This is a genomic window from Mesorhizobium huakuii, from assembly GCF_014189455.1.
Lineage (GTDB): Bacteria > Pseudomonadota > Alphaproteobacteria > Rhizobiales > Rhizobiaceae > Mesorhizobium > Mesorhizobium huakuii_A.
Genome location: NZ_CP050298.1, coordinates 145841 through 160813 on the forward strand (window position 1 = coordinate 145841; position 14973 = coordinate 160813).

At 61.4% G+C, this 14973-nt stretch carries 16 protein-coding genes, 3 pseudogenes and 1 riboswitch; of the genes and pseudogenes, 12 read left to right on the forward strand and 7 right to left on the reverse strand.

Annotated features, from left to right (window positions below):
- Positions 1 to 172 precede the first annotated feature (172 nt).
- The 4 genes from HB778_RS37040 (at position 173) to HB778_RS37055 (ending at position 3555) form a co-directional block, all read left to right on the forward strand.
- Positions 173 to 1114, forward strand: coding sequence for a DUF2493 domain-containing protein (locus tag HB778_RS37040; RefSeq protein ID WP_183465563.1), 942 nt, complete (start codon positions 173 to 175; stop codon positions 1112 to 1114).
- 474 nt (positions 1115 to 1588) lie between these two features.
- Positions 1589 to 2122, forward strand: a complete 534-nt coding sequence (locus HB778_RS37045) for a hypothetical protein (protein ID WP_183454988.1) — start codon at positions 1589 to 1591, stop codon at positions 2120 to 2122.
- Positions 2123 to 2831: 709 nt separating this feature from the next.
- The gene (locus HB778_RS37050) at positions 2832 to 3155 is read left to right on the forward strand and encodes a DUF736 domain-containing protein (RefSeq protein ID WP_006205585.1); all 324 of its coding nucleotides are present in this window, start codon (positions 2832 to 2834) and stop codon (positions 3153 to 3155) included.
- 58 nt (positions 3156 to 3213) lie between these two features.
- Positions 3214 to 3555 carry a hypothetical protein gene (locus HB778_RS37055; protein ID WP_183465564.1) on the forward strand — a complete coding sequence of 114 codons (342 nt, stop codon included), beginning with the start codon at positions 3214 to 3216 and terminating at the stop codon, positions 3553 to 3555.
- A 118-nt stretch (positions 3556 to 3673) separates the two neighbouring features.
- Here HB778_RS37055 and HB778_RS37060 read toward each other — a convergent pair whose 3' ends face one another.
- Together HB778_RS37060 and HB778_RS37065 are read right to left on the reverse strand one after the other, a co-directional pair.
- The gene (locus HB778_RS37060; RefSeq protein ID WP_183465419.1) at positions 3674 to 4081 is read right to left on the reverse strand and encodes a hypothetical protein; all 408 of its coding nucleotides are present in this window, start codon (positions 4079 to 4081) and stop codon (positions 3674 to 3676) included.
- On the reverse strand, positions 4078 to 4758 hold the full coding sequence (locus HB778_RS37065) for a ParA family protein (protein ID WP_183454985.1): 681 nt from the start codon (positions 4756 to 4758) through the stop codon (positions 4078 to 4080). Before HB778_RS37065 ends, HB778_RS37060 begins: the two co-directional genes overlap by 4 nt.
- 499 nt (positions 4759 to 5257) lie before the next feature.
- Between HB778_RS37065 and HB778_RS37070 the strand changes: the two genes are divergently transcribed.
- The 6 genes and pseudogenes from HB778_RS37070 to HB778_RS37095 all read left to right on the forward strand — a co-directional run bounded on the left by HB778_RS37070 (position 5258) and on the right by HB778_RS37095 (position 9963).
- Entirely contained in the window at positions 5258 to 5665 is a 408-nt protein-coding gene (locus tag HB778_RS37070; protein WP_183454984.1) for a hypothetical protein, read from the forward strand.
- A gap of 326 nt (positions 5666 to 5991) precedes the next feature.
- Positions 5992 to 6828 carry a hypothetical protein gene (locus HB778_RS37075; RefSeq protein WP_183465565.1) on the forward strand — a complete coding sequence of 279 codons (837 nt, stop codon included), beginning with the start codon at positions 5992 to 5994 and terminating at the stop codon, positions 6826 to 6828.
- Positions 6740 to 6937, forward strand: a pseudogene (locus HB778_RS43670) (hypothetical protein); the annotation flags it as partial. The gene HB778_RS37075 and the pseudogene HB778_RS43670, both read left to right, overlap by 89 nt.
- A 37-nt stretch (positions 6938 to 6974) precedes the next feature.
- Entirely contained in the window at positions 6975 to 7907 is a 933-nt protein-coding gene (locus HB778_RS42270) for a hypothetical protein (protein ID WP_244662121.1), read from the forward strand.
- 252 nt (positions 7908 to 8159) lie between these two features.
- Positions 8160 to 8221, forward strand: a riboswitch (Fluoride riboswitch).
- 73 nt (positions 8222 to 8294) lie between these two features.
- Positions 8295 to 8726 (forward strand): fluoride efflux transporter CrcB, encoded by a 432-nt coding sequence (gene crcB / locus HB778_RS37090; RefSeq protein WP_183454983.1) that lies wholly within the window; start codon positions 8295 to 8297, stop codon positions 8724 to 8726.
- 253 nt (positions 8727 to 8979) lie between these two features.
- The gene (locus HB778_RS37095) at positions 8980 to 9963 is read left to right on the forward strand and encodes an IS5 family transposase (protein ID WP_183465568.1); all 984 of its coding nucleotides are present in this window, start codon (positions 8980 to 8982) and stop codon (positions 9961 to 9963) included.
- Between the two features lie 52 nt (positions 9964 to 10015).
- Here the strand turns inward: HB778_RS37095 and HB778_RS37100 are convergent.
- Both HB778_RS37100 and HB778_RS37105 read right to left on the reverse strand, forming a co-directional pair.
- A pseudogene (locus HB778_RS37100) lies at positions 10016 to 10463 on the reverse strand (IS6 family transposase); the annotation flags it as partial.
- A gap of 91 nt (positions 10464 to 10554) precedes the next feature.
- Positions 10555 to 11478 carry a LysR family transcriptional regulator gene (locus tag HB778_RS37105; RefSeq protein WP_183454981.1) on the reverse strand — a complete coding sequence of 308 codons (924 nt, stop codon included), beginning with the start codon at positions 11476 to 11478 and terminating at the stop codon, positions 10555 to 10557.
- Between the two features lie 14 nt (positions 11479 to 11492).
- Between HB778_RS37105 and HB778_RS42275 the strand changes: the two are divergent.
- Positions 11493 to 11597, forward strand: a pseudogene (locus HB778_RS42275) (IS30 family transposase); the annotation flags it as partial.
- Positions 11598 to 11639: 42 nt separating this feature from the next.
- On the opposite strand, the gene HB778_RS43255 reads toward HB778_RS42275, so the two are convergent.
- Positions 11640 to 11894, reverse strand: a complete 255-nt coding sequence (locus HB778_RS43255; protein WP_348524782.1) for a DoxX family protein — start codon at positions 11892 to 11894, stop codon at positions 11640 to 11642.
- Entirely contained in the window at positions 11785 to 12120 is a 336-nt protein-coding gene (locus tag HB778_RS37110) for a hypothetical protein (RefSeq protein WP_348524790.1), read from the reverse strand. Before HB778_RS37110 ends, HB778_RS43255 begins: the two co-directional genes overlap by 110 nt.
- Positions 12121 to 12366: 246 nt before the next feature.
- Here HB778_RS37110 and HB778_RS37115 point away from each other — a divergent pair, with 246 nt between their 5' ends.
- Positions 12367 to 13281 (forward strand): LysR family transcriptional regulator, encoded by a 915-nt coding sequence (locus HB778_RS37115; protein WP_183454980.1) that lies wholly within the window; start codon positions 12367 to 12369, stop codon positions 13279 to 13281.
- 167 nt (positions 13282 to 13448) lie between these two features.
- Here HB778_RS37115 and HB778_RS37120 read toward each other — a convergent pair whose 3' ends face one another.
- Positions 13449 to 14966, reverse strand: coding sequence for a DDE-type integrase/transposase/recombinase (locus tag HB778_RS37120; RefSeq protein ID WP_183463388.1), 1518 nt, complete (start codon positions 14964 to 14966; stop codon positions 13449 to 13451).
- Positions 14967 to 14973 lie beyond the last annotated feature (7 nt).

The following is a 14973-nucleotide window of genomic DNA, read 5'->3' on the forward strand; positions in this document are numbered from 1 at the left end:
GCCGCGCCCGCGGCCTGCCCGAGAGGCGACCCCTGCCACGCCCCGGTCACGGCCGCAACGGCTGCGCCGTCCTCCGCTCGCGCTCCGGCCTTCGGTGCCGCCGCGCCCGGGGCGTAGCCGGGATGCGCTGTCAGGCCGCGAAGGGCGCGGCCACAACCGACGGAGACACGCCATGACCTACGAGCTTCCCCTCGACGACGCCTACGAACCCTACCACGCCTCCTCGCCGACCGATCGCGTCATCCTCGAACTGCAGATGTACGGCCATCGCCCGCATCAGGACGAACCTGATGCTCGGCCACTTCCCGACGACGAGGTGATCCGGGCCGGCCTCGCCGGTATCGTCGAGACCTTCGCCGGCATGCTTGGTGACACCAGGCTCGAACCCGATCTCGATGACCTGCTCTGGTCCTTCGCAAACGTCTTCCACCGTGCCGCCGAGCGCGTCGCCCGCAGTCTCGACCGCAACGAGGAGGCCCAGCGTTCAAGCCAGCAGGAACAGGACGGTTCCGAGGTGAAGTCGGTCGAGCTGGAGCGGCTCACTGCCGAGGGCATCACCTATATCGAGCGCCGCAACGTGCTCGAAATCATGCGCGATGAGGCCGCCGACCTCTACGAGGCACAAACCGGATCGGCATGGCGGCCGCGCACCGGCTCCAAGGTCAGCCACCAGGCGATGACCGCGTCGGTGATCGACAGCCGCGACTTCCTCGCCGCCCGCTGTCGCGCCGAAAACGAGGTGCTCGTTCCGGCCGGCACCAAGATTGCCTTCGCCGGCGGCCTCGACTGCAACGATCACGACCGGATCTGGGACGCGCTCGACAAGGCCCGCGAGAAGCATCCCGACATGGTCCTGATCCACGGTGGCAGCCCGCGCGGCGCCGAACGCATCGCCGCCTGCTGGGCCGAGAACCGGAAGGTCACCCAGATCGCCTTCAAGCCGGATTGGAACCGGCACGCCAAGGCGGCTCCGTTCCGCCGCAACGACCAGCTTCTCTCAGTGGTGCCCTACGGCCTGATCGTCTTTCCCGGCTCCGGCATCACCGAGAACCTTGCCGACAAGGCCCGTCGGCTCGGCATCCCCGTCTGGCGGTTCGCGGAGGACGGCGCGTGAAGCGCCGTCTTCCTTGCGTCCGCGCTCAGAACTCGCTTCCATCGCCATGTCGACGAACCCGACCGCTGGCGGTCGGATTCGTCGCGTGCACCTGTCCGAACCAGTCGCGCAACGCCGCTCGACGCGGCCAATGTCGGTCGGGGTCAGGGCAATCGATGCCGAGGCCGAGTGCTACTGGCAGAGTTGGGAGTTCATTGCTTCAAGCGACAATTCTTCCGTTCTCATGCGCTCGATTCAGGACGTGCGCCTCTGACTGGCAAACACCACCCCCTAGATCTTCGACAGGTCGTCTTTCGTTCCCATCCGATCCGGGCGCGCCGGCCTGCGGCCGGCCGGGCTCTAGTCGCGGCGTCCCGCCGCTTCCCGAGCCGGCTTCGCCGTCTCGGCCTTCGGGTGACGATCCCTCGCGCCGGGTCAGGGGGAGAGGGCGGCCGGAGCGGGGCGAGGGGCGCTGGACAGGAAGGGAAAGTCACCATGTCGATGGTATTCATAGGTGGATCGCGCGAGATATTCGAGCTGCCGGAACCTGCGATCGCTCGCATCGGCGCAATCGTCGCTGCCGAGCACGGCGTGCTGGTTGGCGACGCGTCGGGAGCCGATGCAGAGGCGCAGGGCCTGCTCGCGGGCTACAAGTACGAGCATGTCGGGGTCTTCCATGCCGGCAAGGAACCCCGGAACAATCTGGGCGACTGGGCCGCCTACCATGTTCCTTCTCCTGAGGGCGCCAGAGGATACTGGGTCCACGCCGCCAAGGACCGGGAGATGGCGCGGCGCGCCGACTTTGGCATGATGGTCTGGGACGGCGCATCACCCGGCACGGCCGTCAACGTGCTTCGGCTCGCCATGGCGAACAAGCCGTGCGTCATTTACGATCTGGCCAGAGGCAGCATGGCGACGACGTACAATGTGCAAGACTGGTGCGCCCTGCTCCGCCATGCCGGTCCGGACATTCGCCGCCAAGCCGAAGCGCGCATGACGGCGGACGAGCGTCTGGCGCTGCCAGGATGATGTACGCCCGGTCCCGCCGACAGCCCGGCCGGTCCGATCCGATATGCTTGATCCGACCCCGCGCTGCCTACTCACTTTTATGAACGGCCGGAGCCGGCCCCTTTCGAGACCGGCCCACGCGCAGAGCCGCAGGGCGTTGTGCAGGATGATCATCTTGACCCGTCTCGCTTCTGAAGCGGGTGCAAGCGTGCCGAACATCCGGGCTTGCGGTCATCCAACCTAGCTGCGAGGCATCGCCACCGTGGGGCGTGAAGTTCGCTGCCAGCCGGCTCCGATCTCGAAACCGCTGTGCCGCCATACCGAACGCGCAAGGCGGTTCACGCGCCATTGCTGCTGTTCGATGTGTTGGCGATGCCGACGACATGACCCGAGAGGCTGCAGCCTGTTCCTGCGATCCGGCAGCGTTGCGTCGGCCAAGCGATGGCGGCCTGAGTTCTTGTCCATCTGCCGCATCCGGGGCCATTCCCGTTTCATGTCGCCTTTGTAGACGACCGCCTGCTTTGTGCGGTCAACCCCCGTTGGGGGTACACTCGGCGAATATTCAGGAAAATTCGATTTCTGTGTTTTCTCTGCGGACAGGCGAAGGGCCTGCCCGCTGTTTTTCGGCAAATAGAATTTTCCAGAATTTTCGCCGAGATGACCGCAGCAGGACGGCCCTCTCCTTTGGCGCCATCGGGAATGGTCCCGATGCAACCGAAGGAGAACTACCATGGCCACCACGATCGCAAACCTCACCACCAAGGCCGACGGCTCGATGGAAGGCGTCTTTGCCACGCTCCGGGTCAACGCTCCGATCACCCTGATCCCGAACACCAACAAGTCGCGCGAGGACGCGCCCGACTACCGGATCGTCAACAAGCGCACGGGCTTCGAGATCGGAGCCGGCTGGCACCGCATCTCCCAGCGTTCGGGCGAGGAATACCTCTCGGTCAAGCTGGAAGCCCCCGAGATCGGCGTCATCTTCGGCAATCTCGCTCCCGCCCCGGGTGGCGAGGAAAACAAGAAGGTCATCCTCTGGAACAACCCCCAGTGAGGCATCGGTGGCCGGCCCCTCGAGGGGCCGGCTTCCCCACCGACAAAAGGAGGTTGCAATGAGCCGCTACACCATCACTGTCACGGGCACCGTCACCGGAAAAGTCCGCTCGGATCCAGACGCTGTCATCGGCTACGATCCACCGCTTCGGACCTACTTCCTGCAAGCGTTCCCGCACGAAGAAACCGACGAGCCCGCGCTCTGGCTTGGCACCGCCGATCGCGCGTTCGAAACGCTTGGATATCTTCGCCACGCCGCGACTGCGCACGGCTACGACTTCATGCCGCTGCCGCCCGAAATGGCTGCAAAGCTGGTCGAGGACAAAGCGGCAGCCGGCGATCGTTCGGAACGGGACGGGATCCTCGGTGAACTGCTGAAACACCTCAACCAACCCGAGTAGGCAAACACAAAAAAAGGGCCCGCGACGGAACACTCCGTCGCGGGCCCTTTTTTTGCGCGTCGCAAAGAGCCACGAACGTCACCCGTCACAGCATGCGACAGCGACTCCATACCGCCGATTATTCCTTCGGCAGTTTGTGCTTATGAATGCGGATATAATCCTGCACGGCCTTTCGCAGCAGCTCGGTCATGCTGTGCCCGTTGCTGATCGCCAGCAACTTGAACTGGCGCTGCTCAACGGCCATCAGATAGTAGCCGCAGCGAACCATCTCCTCCTCGCGAATCTTCTTGCCGGCGATGGGATCCTTTTTCTGACCCTGCCGCAGCAGCTTGCGAAAATCGGGCCCGACTGGAGGGGACGGCTTTGTCGGTTCCTGCGTCTGTGGCGTAGCTTGCTGCTTGATCCCTGACGGCTCGGCCTTCGGTGGGATGAACATGCTGGGCAGCGCTGGCGGCAGCGTGGAGATCGCCTTCATCATGCGGGCTTTCTTGTCGTCACCGGGTTTCGGTGCGGTTTCTTCACTCATGCCGCGTTCCTTGTGGCTTCGATGAAGGTTTGCAGAAGGTCGTCGAAGACCCCTTCGCTCTCGGCAACCGCCTTCGCATCGGGCACCGCGAAGCTGTAAAGGGTCTGTCCGGTCTGTAGATCGCGGTAGGCAACACGATTGTGCAGGACGTGTTCTGCAATCGGCGTGCCGTTGGCCTGGATGATGGCCCGCAGTTCGGTCAAGGCTCGGGCCCGACCATCGATGATGGTCTGCTTGGTCAGCACGAATATCGCAGGCAGCGGTCTACCCCGGCTCTCGACCGCCAGCGGAATGTAGTGGTCGGTGATCTGGATGGCGGCGGTCACGTCGTCGAGGGCAAAATAGACCGGCACGACGACAATATCGGCCGCGAAGAGCCCGGCCATGAGGTTGTCATTTGTAGTGCCTTCCGTATCGATCAAGACGACGGAGCGTTCACCGTTGTGAGTGGCTGCCGCGCGAAGGATTTCCTGCGGGGTCATCGCGCTCACCAGTTGCAGGCTGTCAGGACGATTGCCAGCGTCACCCAGCATCTGGAACCAGCGGTTCATGTTCTGCCGCCGATCGCCGTCTATAAGAGTGACTGAATAACCCCTATGCAGCGCGACGGATGCGAGGGTGCGCAGCATCGTCGATTTGCCAGTGCCGCCCTTTGGGATCGCAGCGGAGATGATCATGGGGGCCTCCTTCCGGCGTTGGCTCCTTGTTTCGATGTTAACATGGAGACAAGTCATCATGGACACATGGAAACAAGATCACGGTCGAAACATCATGACATAGTCGACGGGGAAGCCTGGTTTGGCAACCCAGGCGCTCACAGATAAGGGCTCGCTAAAGATGCAGTTTTTGCGCAGCTGCTTTCGTCAGAAAAGAAGGTCCGGTGGCCCATCGACTGCGCATTTCCGACTACGCTTTCCGGCTTCCCATCAGAAGGCCGATGGTTCCATGTTAACATGGAACCAAGTCGCCAACCCATCATAGACACATTGCATCAAATCACGATGTGAACATTTCGCCCGCGCTGCCGCCGCCGATAACTGGGCTGGTAAGAAGACGCGACCATATTTTCGTTCCTCCTCATTTGCTTCTTACTGGCAGGATAGCCTATTTTGTGATACACACAAAATAGGCGGCGCGGCCCTGGCGGGCCTTAGCGCCCGCAAGCGGGCTTGAGAGATGAATGCAGACGCCCAGAAAGCAGCGGTGAAGAGCGCGTCACGACGCTACGGCGAGGTGACGCACATCCGGTTTTCGGCTAACGAGTTGGCCAGCCTCAAAGCCATCGCGGAGCGGGACGGCGTCACCGTCAGTGAGGTCGTCCGGCGTCTGGTGCGGGCTGAGGCCGGGCATCTGCCTATCGCGTCAGAGGCGTTGCGGCCGGCGATCGTGGACATGACCGATCAGCTGCGGCGCGTCGGCGTCAATTTCAATCAGGCCGTGTGCGCCATGAACGACGGCCGGGTTGCCCAGGATGAGGATCTTGAGCAGGCGCTGATCGCCGTGGGCGACCTCGTGCGGCAGTTCCGCGAGGAACTGAAGGCGATGACTGGCGGGTCCCGCAAGGCGAGGGAGGCCAGGCCATGAGCGGTCGTCTTGCTGGCTATGCGGTCGAAATCGAACGCTATCTGCGGGGCGAGTCCGGCGTGAAGCGTGAGGAGTTGGACGATGACAAGTCTCTGACGGGCGCCCGACGCGAGGCCAGCGAATTCCAGGTGATGAAGAGTTATGAGCGGACCGGCGGCGGCGGGCACCTTAGGCCAGGACCAGCCGGCTCGACGCTGGGTGGCGGCAGGAACGCCCTTCGTTCGTCGCCGGGAGGGACAGGAGTTGTAGGAAGCTCCGTCTCCAGCGGTGCTCCGAAATCAGCGACGGCTGCTGCGAGCTCGCCCAAGGCCGCTAGCGCGCCGATCATGGTCTATGGCGCCACGCTCGCCGGTTTCCGGCCGGAAGAGGAGGAGGAAGACTGGAAGCGGCGCGGTGGTGGTGGCGGCCGTGGTGCGGGTCGCGCAAGCGGTCCAGGCCGAGCAGCGCGGGTCTCCTATCAGGCGCGGGCCGTCGCGGCACGGGCAGGCTATGCGGCGGGCGCTCAGCCTGCTGTGTTCAAGGTCATGCCCAATCCGCCATCAACCAAGGAAGCCGCCGCTCGGCTGCTCAATTACATCGGAAAGCGCGAGGATGAAAAAGGCGAGAAGCACGACATCGAGATTTTTGACGAGGATGGACAGGTCCTTGCGACAGGCGGCGCACGAAAGGCGTTCCTGGAAACGTTTTGCGAGACGTTCGAACCACCCCTGGAAAACACCAATTTTATCGAGGTTCGTTTCGAACTCGCCGGCGAAGTCACCGGTGCTGCCTTGAGCGAGGCGCTGAACAAGGCCTTCGGTGCAAAACCGTTCATCTATGCGCAGGATGGACAGGCGGTGGAGGTTTATGCACACACCGATGAGCGGGCAGGGCCGCTTGCGAGAGTCCTGGCCGGTGGTCGGGAGAATTCGCGCAGCAAGGCGCTCGACAAGATCGAGGCGCGTTTGTCTGAGGCTATGGGCGCGGCTGGCGTGGTAGCCAAGGCAGAGGTGATGGCGGCCGTCGGTCGTGAACCCAAAGCGAAATATTTCCTGCAGAAGTTCATCCGCACCCACAGCCAAGTCCGGTTCGCAAATGGCGAGCCGGTGCCCGGGGGGGAAGAATTCGACCAAGGCGGCGGCTTCGGTCTACGAACAATGGCGCCCGCAGTTTTCAGGGCGTGAACGCCGCAATGCCTATCACCTGCTTTTCTCGGCAAAGGCCGGCACCGATGCCAACGCCGTCATGGCCGCGGCGCGCGCCGTGCTCGAGGAGCGTGCGCCAGGATACAAGTTCGTCCTGGCGCATCACAAGGACACCAAGCACGTCCATGTCCATGCAATGGTGCAAGCATCGGTCAGCCGACGGCGAACGCCTGAAATTCTACAAGCCAGATCTGGTCGCCTGGCGCGAGACCTTTGCGGAAAAAGCACGCGAGAACGGCATTGCGATGGTGGCGACGCGGCGGATGGATCATGCGATGACGCGGCCATTCACGAAGGAGCATGCCGGAGCCTACAGCCGCGCCCAGAGCGATCCGCGCTATCAGGTCAGCGCCAGGACGATCGAGCGAGTGGAGGCCAAGCGGCAACGCCGTTTGGATGGACAATCCCTTGTCGTGAACGGCGATGCAATCGCTGCCGCATGGCAAAAGACTGTGACGACGATGCGGACCGCCGGCGTGGTCGGTCAGGCTCTCACGGCAGCGGAGTCGATCGGCAACGATTTTCTGCGGTTCCGTCGCGATCGGGCAGGGGAGGGGCAACCAGGTCCTGCCGCGGGTCGCGGAGCTGATCAATCGGGGCAGAAGTCTTTCCTGTCCCATCCCGGTATGAGAGAATTGAATGCACTGATAGGAGATTTGAACATGGCGCAAACCCCCTTGGAAATGCGGCGTCAGATGGCCCGCGTCAATCAGGCTCTGGACAACATACGCGAGACGCTGCCGCCGACGCATCAAGGACAGTTTGAAGAGTATCGCGAAGAGGTCAACGACAAGATGCACGATCGTCTCGCGCGGTTGCAGTTCGAGCGGCAGCAGCACCGTCGTGGTGGTGGCGGTGAGGAACCGATCCCCGAGCGCGAGGCGCGAGGGCGAGACCTTCCAACCCGGGACGATCCTCGCCAGCCGGAGCAGCCGCGCACCGGCACCGAGCAGGAGAAGAGAGCCAAGCAAAAGGACGCCAAAAAGCACAAGACTCAACAGGCTGAAGAGCAGGACCGCAAGACCCATCGCTCGAATGGTAACGATTACGAGCGCTGAGCAGCATCGCTTGCCGGTCCTCTACGGCGCGGGAGTGCAGGGAAATGCCGCCGAGGCTCGTTCGTGCGTCGGAGGTTCAGGATCCAGAGCCACGCATCTCATGTCGAGCAGTCAGAGGCTGGTCCCGTTTCCAGCCAGCCGAAGCTTCGTCTCTCACGGTCACCCGTTGGGGAATCCAGCCCTTGTGCCAAACGGTGTCCTCCTGCCTGCGCTCGCGGCGGCCTTTCCAAGGATCGATAAGCGCGCTAATTTAGTTCTGATGGGAATGGAGTTCTCCCGAAACCGCCAGTAAGGCTGATGACTCCTACCGCGACAAATCGCGGTAGGAATCCGCCCAGATCCCCGCCGCACGGCGGGCTGTAGCTCGCCTCAACAAGAGGATCGAGCATGTCTTTTACGAATTGCCTTGTGGTCATGGCCGGGGGTGCGATCGGCACCTTGGCGCGCTATCTGGTGTCATTCCTGGCGCTGCCCATCAGCGGCCAGCTGCCTTGGGGCACCATCATCATCAACATCACCGGCTCGCTGCTGATCGGGTTTTTCGGCACGATTACCTTGGCCAACGGGCGGTTTCCGGTGTCCGAACCGCTGCGCCTGTTCGTGATGATAGGCGTCTGCGGCGGCTACACGACGTTTTCATCGTTCAGCCTGCAGACCCTCGACCTGATCCGCGCCGGCGGCGCGACTCGGGCGGCCTTAAACATCGGCCTGTCGGTGGCGTTGTGCATTGGCGCGGTGGCGATCGGCCACCTGATTGCATCCCGCCTCAATGGCGGCGCCATGCAGATTGCGCAAATCAACCTGGAAGAAGAAGCTTAAACTCGCCCGGCTGGCGGCAGCATTCGCTTTGCCTATATGATGCCGGGCGTGGCGGCGGGAGCGCGCGGAAGCCCTCCCTGCGCAACATCCCTAGGATGGCCCGCCGTCACGCCGGCCGAGACGTTAACGCTGTCTAGTCGGCTTTCGAAGATGGGGCTCCCGCGTTCTCTTCCTGGGAGCGTTGGTGCATGGATCTTTTGTCAACGGTTTGGCGATAGGCAGGCAGGATCGAAATCAGCTTGATTTGAGTGCCATGCCGTACAAACACAACGCAGATCGTCGTCATCACGTCGGAAAGATGACATTCAGGGTGACGAATTGGCGTGACTACGAAGCAGGTCTGCGCCGGCGTGGTAGCCTGACCTTATGGGTAACGCCGGAGGCACTGGCGGGATGGCGCGCTCCGCGACGCAAGACCCGCGGCGGCCAAGCCCGGTATTCCGATCTCGCCATTGAGACAGCGCTGACGCTGGGTTGCGTCTTCGCAATGCGGCTGCGCCAGACCGAGGGATTGCTTCACTCGCTGCTGGATCTCATGGGGCTGAAAGTCCCAGTTCCAGATCATACGACGCTGAGCCGTCGGGCACAGAAGTGGGAGCCATCAGCCCGACGAAACCCGCCGCAGCCGGACGGCCCGCTGCATGTGCTTGTCGATAGCACGGGATTGAAAGTCTACGGCGCCGGGCAATGGCTGGAGCAGAAACATGGCGCCAGATCACGTCGCAACTGGCGCAAGCTGCATCTGGCAGTGGATGCCAAAAGTGGCGCGATCATTGCCCAAAGGCTGACAGATCAGGACACGGATGATCCTTCCCAGGTGGCACCGCTGCTCGATCAGATCGACGGCGAGATCGACCAGTTCACAGCCGACGGAGCCTATGACGGCAAGCCAACCTATCAGTCTATCCTGCAGCACAGCGCAACCGCGAACATCGTCATTCCACCGCGTTCCACGGCGGTGGAAAGCAGTGATGCCGGACCGCCTGGTCAAAGGGACAAGCACATTGCCGCAATCGCAAGCGACGGTCGGCTGAAATGGCAGGCAGCCACCGGCTACGGCAAGCGGGCGCTGAGCGAAACGGCCATCGGACGATACAAGGGGCTGATCGGACGGCGCCTGCGAGCACGCTCTCTTCCGGCTCAACAGACCGAGGTTGCCATCGGTTGCATCGTTCTCAACCGCATGCTGGCATGGGCACGCCCGGAGTCTATCCGGCGTCAAGTCACGCAGGCATAACCAACTACATTAATGATCGAAATGCGTTCGATTTCATATCCGCGCACCAACGCCCATCCGTGCCGATCTTTTCCGGTGCGAGCAAAGGCTCATCCTTCAACATCTTGCGGAAGAAGCGCTTGGCGGCGTCGAGGTCGCGCCTCGCGGTGAGCAGGAAGTCCACCGGATTGCCGTGCTTGTCGATGGCGCGGTACAGATAGCGCCACTTGCCGCGAATTTTCACGTAAGTCTCGTCGATCCGGACCGATCCGCAATGAGGTCGGCGGAACTGGCGCAGCCGCTTCTCGATCATCGGCGCATAGGTCAAGACCCAGCGATTGATTGTGCTGTGATCGACCTCGAACCCGCGCTCTCGGAACATTTCCTCAAGGTCTCGGTAGCTGAGAGGATAGCGCAGATACCAGGACACCGCCTGCACAATCAGCCATGCCTCGAAATGCCGCCCCTTGAAATCATCCTTCGACTGGCTTCAGCTTCTCGGCAACAGCATTCAGAATCATCGGTACGCTCCACAACATTGGGAGCGCGATTCGCTCGTCATATCGTCAATACACAGTTAAGGGTCCGAATTTGCGACAAGCCCGTTCGAGTTCATATCCGCGCACCAACGCCCATCCGAGATGCCTCCTGCATCATGATCTCCCGCATCCAGATGCTTGCCGGATCGCTGTTGTGGAGTGACGGCCATTGGAGGGTCTCGATGAATGCGGGAAGCGGCAGCGGAAGTTCGACGATCTGCAGGGGGAACGTTTTTTCGCAATGCCTGACCAGCCGGGAGGGCATGGTCGCGATACGGGCCGTGCCGGACACCATCGGCGGGATCATGCTGAAGCCCTGCACGGCGACCTCGACACGTCTCTTGAGGCCATGTTCAAGCAAGAACCATTCCTCGATGGAGGGCTTCATCGTACGCCCGAACCTGACCGAGACGTGCCTCATCGACATGTATCTCTCGAACGTAATCTGCCGTGGCAGCTGCTTGTTGGTGGGACAGCCTACGCACACGAGTCGCTCCTCAAACAGTGCCACGCTTGAGTGCGCGCTCGACGTGAACAAATCCGGAAGAATTAGAAAATCGATGTCACCGCGCTGGAGAAGCTCATCGGGGCCGTCGTCGATAGGCAGCAATTCGAAGCTGACGGCGGGGGCTTCGCGTGCAACACGCTCAACGACTTTCTCAAAAAACACGAGCGTGGCGAAATCGGAAATAATGATCCTGAAGCGGCGATCGGATTGAGCTGGGTTAAACGGATCCGAGGAAATAATCGAGCACTGGATGTGCAGGAGAGCGTCGCGGACGGCGGGGGCAAGTGCTGCCGCACGCGGGGTCAGAAAACGTTCGCGGCCGCTTGTCGTAAACAGTTCATCGCCGAAATAATCGCGCAGCCGGGCGACGGCCGCACTCATGGCCGGCTGGCTGAGGTTGATGCGGCGGGCCGCCGCCGAGAGATTGCGCTCCACCAGCAGCGCGTCGAGCACAACGAGGAGATTTAGGTCAAGCCCTTTGAAACGCATGTCTTTAGCTATCCATAGCCGGCTGGCTCAAGCGCACCTACCCAGGGGAGCCGCATAATCAGGTGTCGCACGAAACGATCTATCGCAGCCTGTTCATCCAGGCACGTGGAGTGCTGGAAGGCCGAACAGGTGGCCGCTGCGACTCGGCATGCAAAAAGCAACTAACGATGGGGGCAGCAATCGGATAGTTCGCAGTTACCTCCCGACGCTGATGCGCGCGACGGGATTGGGTCCTTCTTAGCGCGGCCCCACAGAATGAACGCCGAAAGGGCGAGCAGGATGATGTTGAGTGGTAAGGCCGAGGCTTCACCCCGCGACAAGTGGAAGATTGTCGCTGCAATTTGCAGCAGCACACAACCAAGTGCAGCCAGGACGGTGAGGCGTGGCTGAATCCGAATCAATGCGGGCAAAAGCACTCCAGATCCGCCTGCAATGTCGGATCAGACCCATAAGGTGCAGAAACCAAGGCGGTACAGCGCCGGGCCAAACCCACATTGCCGCCAATTGATCGACCGGCATAAACAGCTTCATGCTGCCAAACAGCGTAAAGGACGTGAAAACAAGAAGTTGGGCGATCCAGAGCCCGGCTCGCAGCGGCTTGCCTGTTGGCTTTGTGGGCGCAAAGCTAAAGGTATTTGACATCTGAACAACTCCATAAATCAAAAAAATCACCACCTCTTGTGGCGCAGGCAGGTTGCAAGCACGGACGCCGGCTGAGCGCGTTCCTTCCTGCCTTTCCGAGCGGTTTTAGATCGCAGAGCCACCAAAGAAAGGGATGAAATTTCGGCATAATCGTTCAAATAAACTGATATAGTCACTTGACGTTTCTTTAAGTCGACGATCTGGGACCCCGGTCTGTTAAGACCCAACAATCGAGGGAGGGAAGGCATGAGCATGACTATGGACGCGCTCACCCTCGATCAATTCCTGGTATTCGTAACGATTGTCGCCGAAGGCAGTTTTGCCGCAGCCGCTCGCCGGATGAATCGGGCGCAATCGGCGATCACCTATAGCATTCAGAGATTGGAGGAACAGAGCGGGTTTCCTCTTTTCGATCGCTCGCCCTACCGCCCGGTTCTCACGGAAGCGGGCAAAGCCTTGTTACCGCGCGCGCGGCGGATTCTTGACGACGTCGCAGACTGGCGGCACCAAGCGCAGGGAATTTCAAAGGGACTCGAGGCAGAACTCACTCTGGCGGTTGTCTCCTACGCGCCAGCGATCCTGCTGAGCAGCGTGCTTGGGGAATTCACCCAGGCCTTCCCTTTCGTCGAAATTCGCATCTTGACTGAAACTTTCGATGCAGCGGCGAAAACCTTGCGAGACGGAATTGCTGACCTGGGTTTGCTTGCCGAGCGCCACCCAGATGAATTCGAACGCCGGGTGTGCGGTCGAATCGATCTGGTGCCGGTCGCGGCACCAACTCATCCGCTTGGCAAAATCAACGGGACGTTCAGCGCAACGATACTGCGTGACTACACCCAACTGGTTATCAGCCCGGCTGCCGAAGTTGATAGTGGGCGAGACTATGGGGTGCATGCAGCCAACCGGTGGCGCGTCAACGACCTTCAGACGAAATACGACCTCATCCTCGCCAGCGTCGGCTGGGGTTCAATGCCAAGGTCAAGGGTTGAGGGGGATATTGCCGCCGGACGATTGATCGAGCTGAGGCCAGAAAGCTGGGAGGGCTCTGATTTGATGCCAAGCTTTCCATTGGTTATCGCCTGCAGGAAGGAAAAGGCACTGGGTCCTGCTGGAATGTGGCTGATCGAAAAATTCGTTTCCAATAAAGAACAGGCGATTTGAGGGCCGTTCGCGAAACCAGAATATGCCGCCGAGTGGCGTTGGTGCGCGGATATGAACTCGAATGCGGCGCGGCAATCAATGTGAGAGCTCGTATTGCCTCACCCTGGAATGCTCCCGAACGATCTTTCCGTTGCCTCACCATAATGTTCCCCTGGGCTAGGATTCGATCAATGCGCGATCGGCTCGATTGCCGGCTCCACGTGCATTGGGCCGAACACCATCGCGTGTGCCTTTTCCTTCCGCCAGATCTTCAAGCGGCGCTGCAGCGTGCGCAGAAGTGGATCAGGATATTGCCCCGGCTGCTCCGCCTGCAGACGCACCAGTAATTCGCGGCTCGTCCGCCAGGGCTCTTCGTCGAACCACGCGCGCAACTGGCCTGTGACCTTCACGAGCGGATCCGGTCGGCGACGTCCTCGCTTTTGCCTCGGCCTGGCTCTTGCGGTTGGGCGGACTTCCCCCTCCTTCCAGGCCGTCCGCAAACCCGACAGGAACTGGTCCAGCGCCGGATCGCTCACCACCAGCGCCGGCGTGCAGGATTCATCGGCAATGTCGACGAGGCGCTGCTGCGCCGATCGCATCTCCTGCAGCAGCTTTACCGGGTCCAGCCTCGCCTGTGTTTGCGCAAGCCTGGCACGAACCGCTTCAGGCGTGCGTGGATCTGCCAGCAGTCGCTGGCACGGTGTTGCCGCAGGGTGATAGCGCTTGCGCACGCGGGCGCCGTCCCGTTCCTTTCCGGCCAGCTTGAAGGAGGGTTGGAAGAAGTTCACGAACAGCCGAACCGTCGAATAGAGCTGTGCAAGAGCAGCAGCGGCTTCAAGCCCCTCCAGCCGACGATACCCGACAATGCGTCGCACCACGGCGCCGTTCTTCTGTTCGACAAAGGCCTGGTCATTTTTGCGGTAAGGACGGCAGCGGGTGAACTCGATGCCGGCATCCAGACAGTAGTCGCGTATCGTCTCGTTCAGGAACACGCTGTCATTGTCCGTGTCGAATCCGAGAAGCTGAAATGGCAGGAGCTGCCGCAATACCGTCAGCACCTCGCTCAACAGCTTCTGTTCACGCACCAGCAAGGGCGCGCATTCCGTCCACCCGCTCGCGATGTCGGTAAGACAAAGCGTTTGTATGAAGCTTCCCCGCGTCGTCGGTCCACTGTGCGCTACCAGGTCGGCCTCGACGAATCCAGGCGGAGGATCCTGCCAATCGGAGAAGGTCCGGATCGGAATGCTGCGCCGCAGCGCGGTGGACGCTGTACTGCGACGGCGTCTCGGCCCACCAGCGATGTCTCGAACCTCGCGAAGGGCGCGGTCGATCGTGGCCGCGCTCATCGCCAATAGCCGTGTGCGGATCTCGGCGGTTAGGTGCAGATGCCCGTGACGCTCCATCGCCTCCACCAGAATCGGAATCAGCATCTTCAGACGCTTGCCACAGATGCGATCCGAAGCTTCCCAGAGCACGATCAGCGCTTCGCGCACCGCGTCGTCATAAAGCCGGCGCTCCGGTCGCGGGTCCGAACGCTGCGCCTGTGGTCCATTCCGCAGCAACCGCATGGCATGCTTGCGGTGAACGCCGCTCACCGCCGCGAATTCATCGAGAATGCGCGTCTTCTCTGCCCGATCGCCTCGGGCGTAGCGCTCCGCTACCACCTTCACCAGCTCATCCCGCGTCGCCATGCTTATCCGCCTCATATGATTT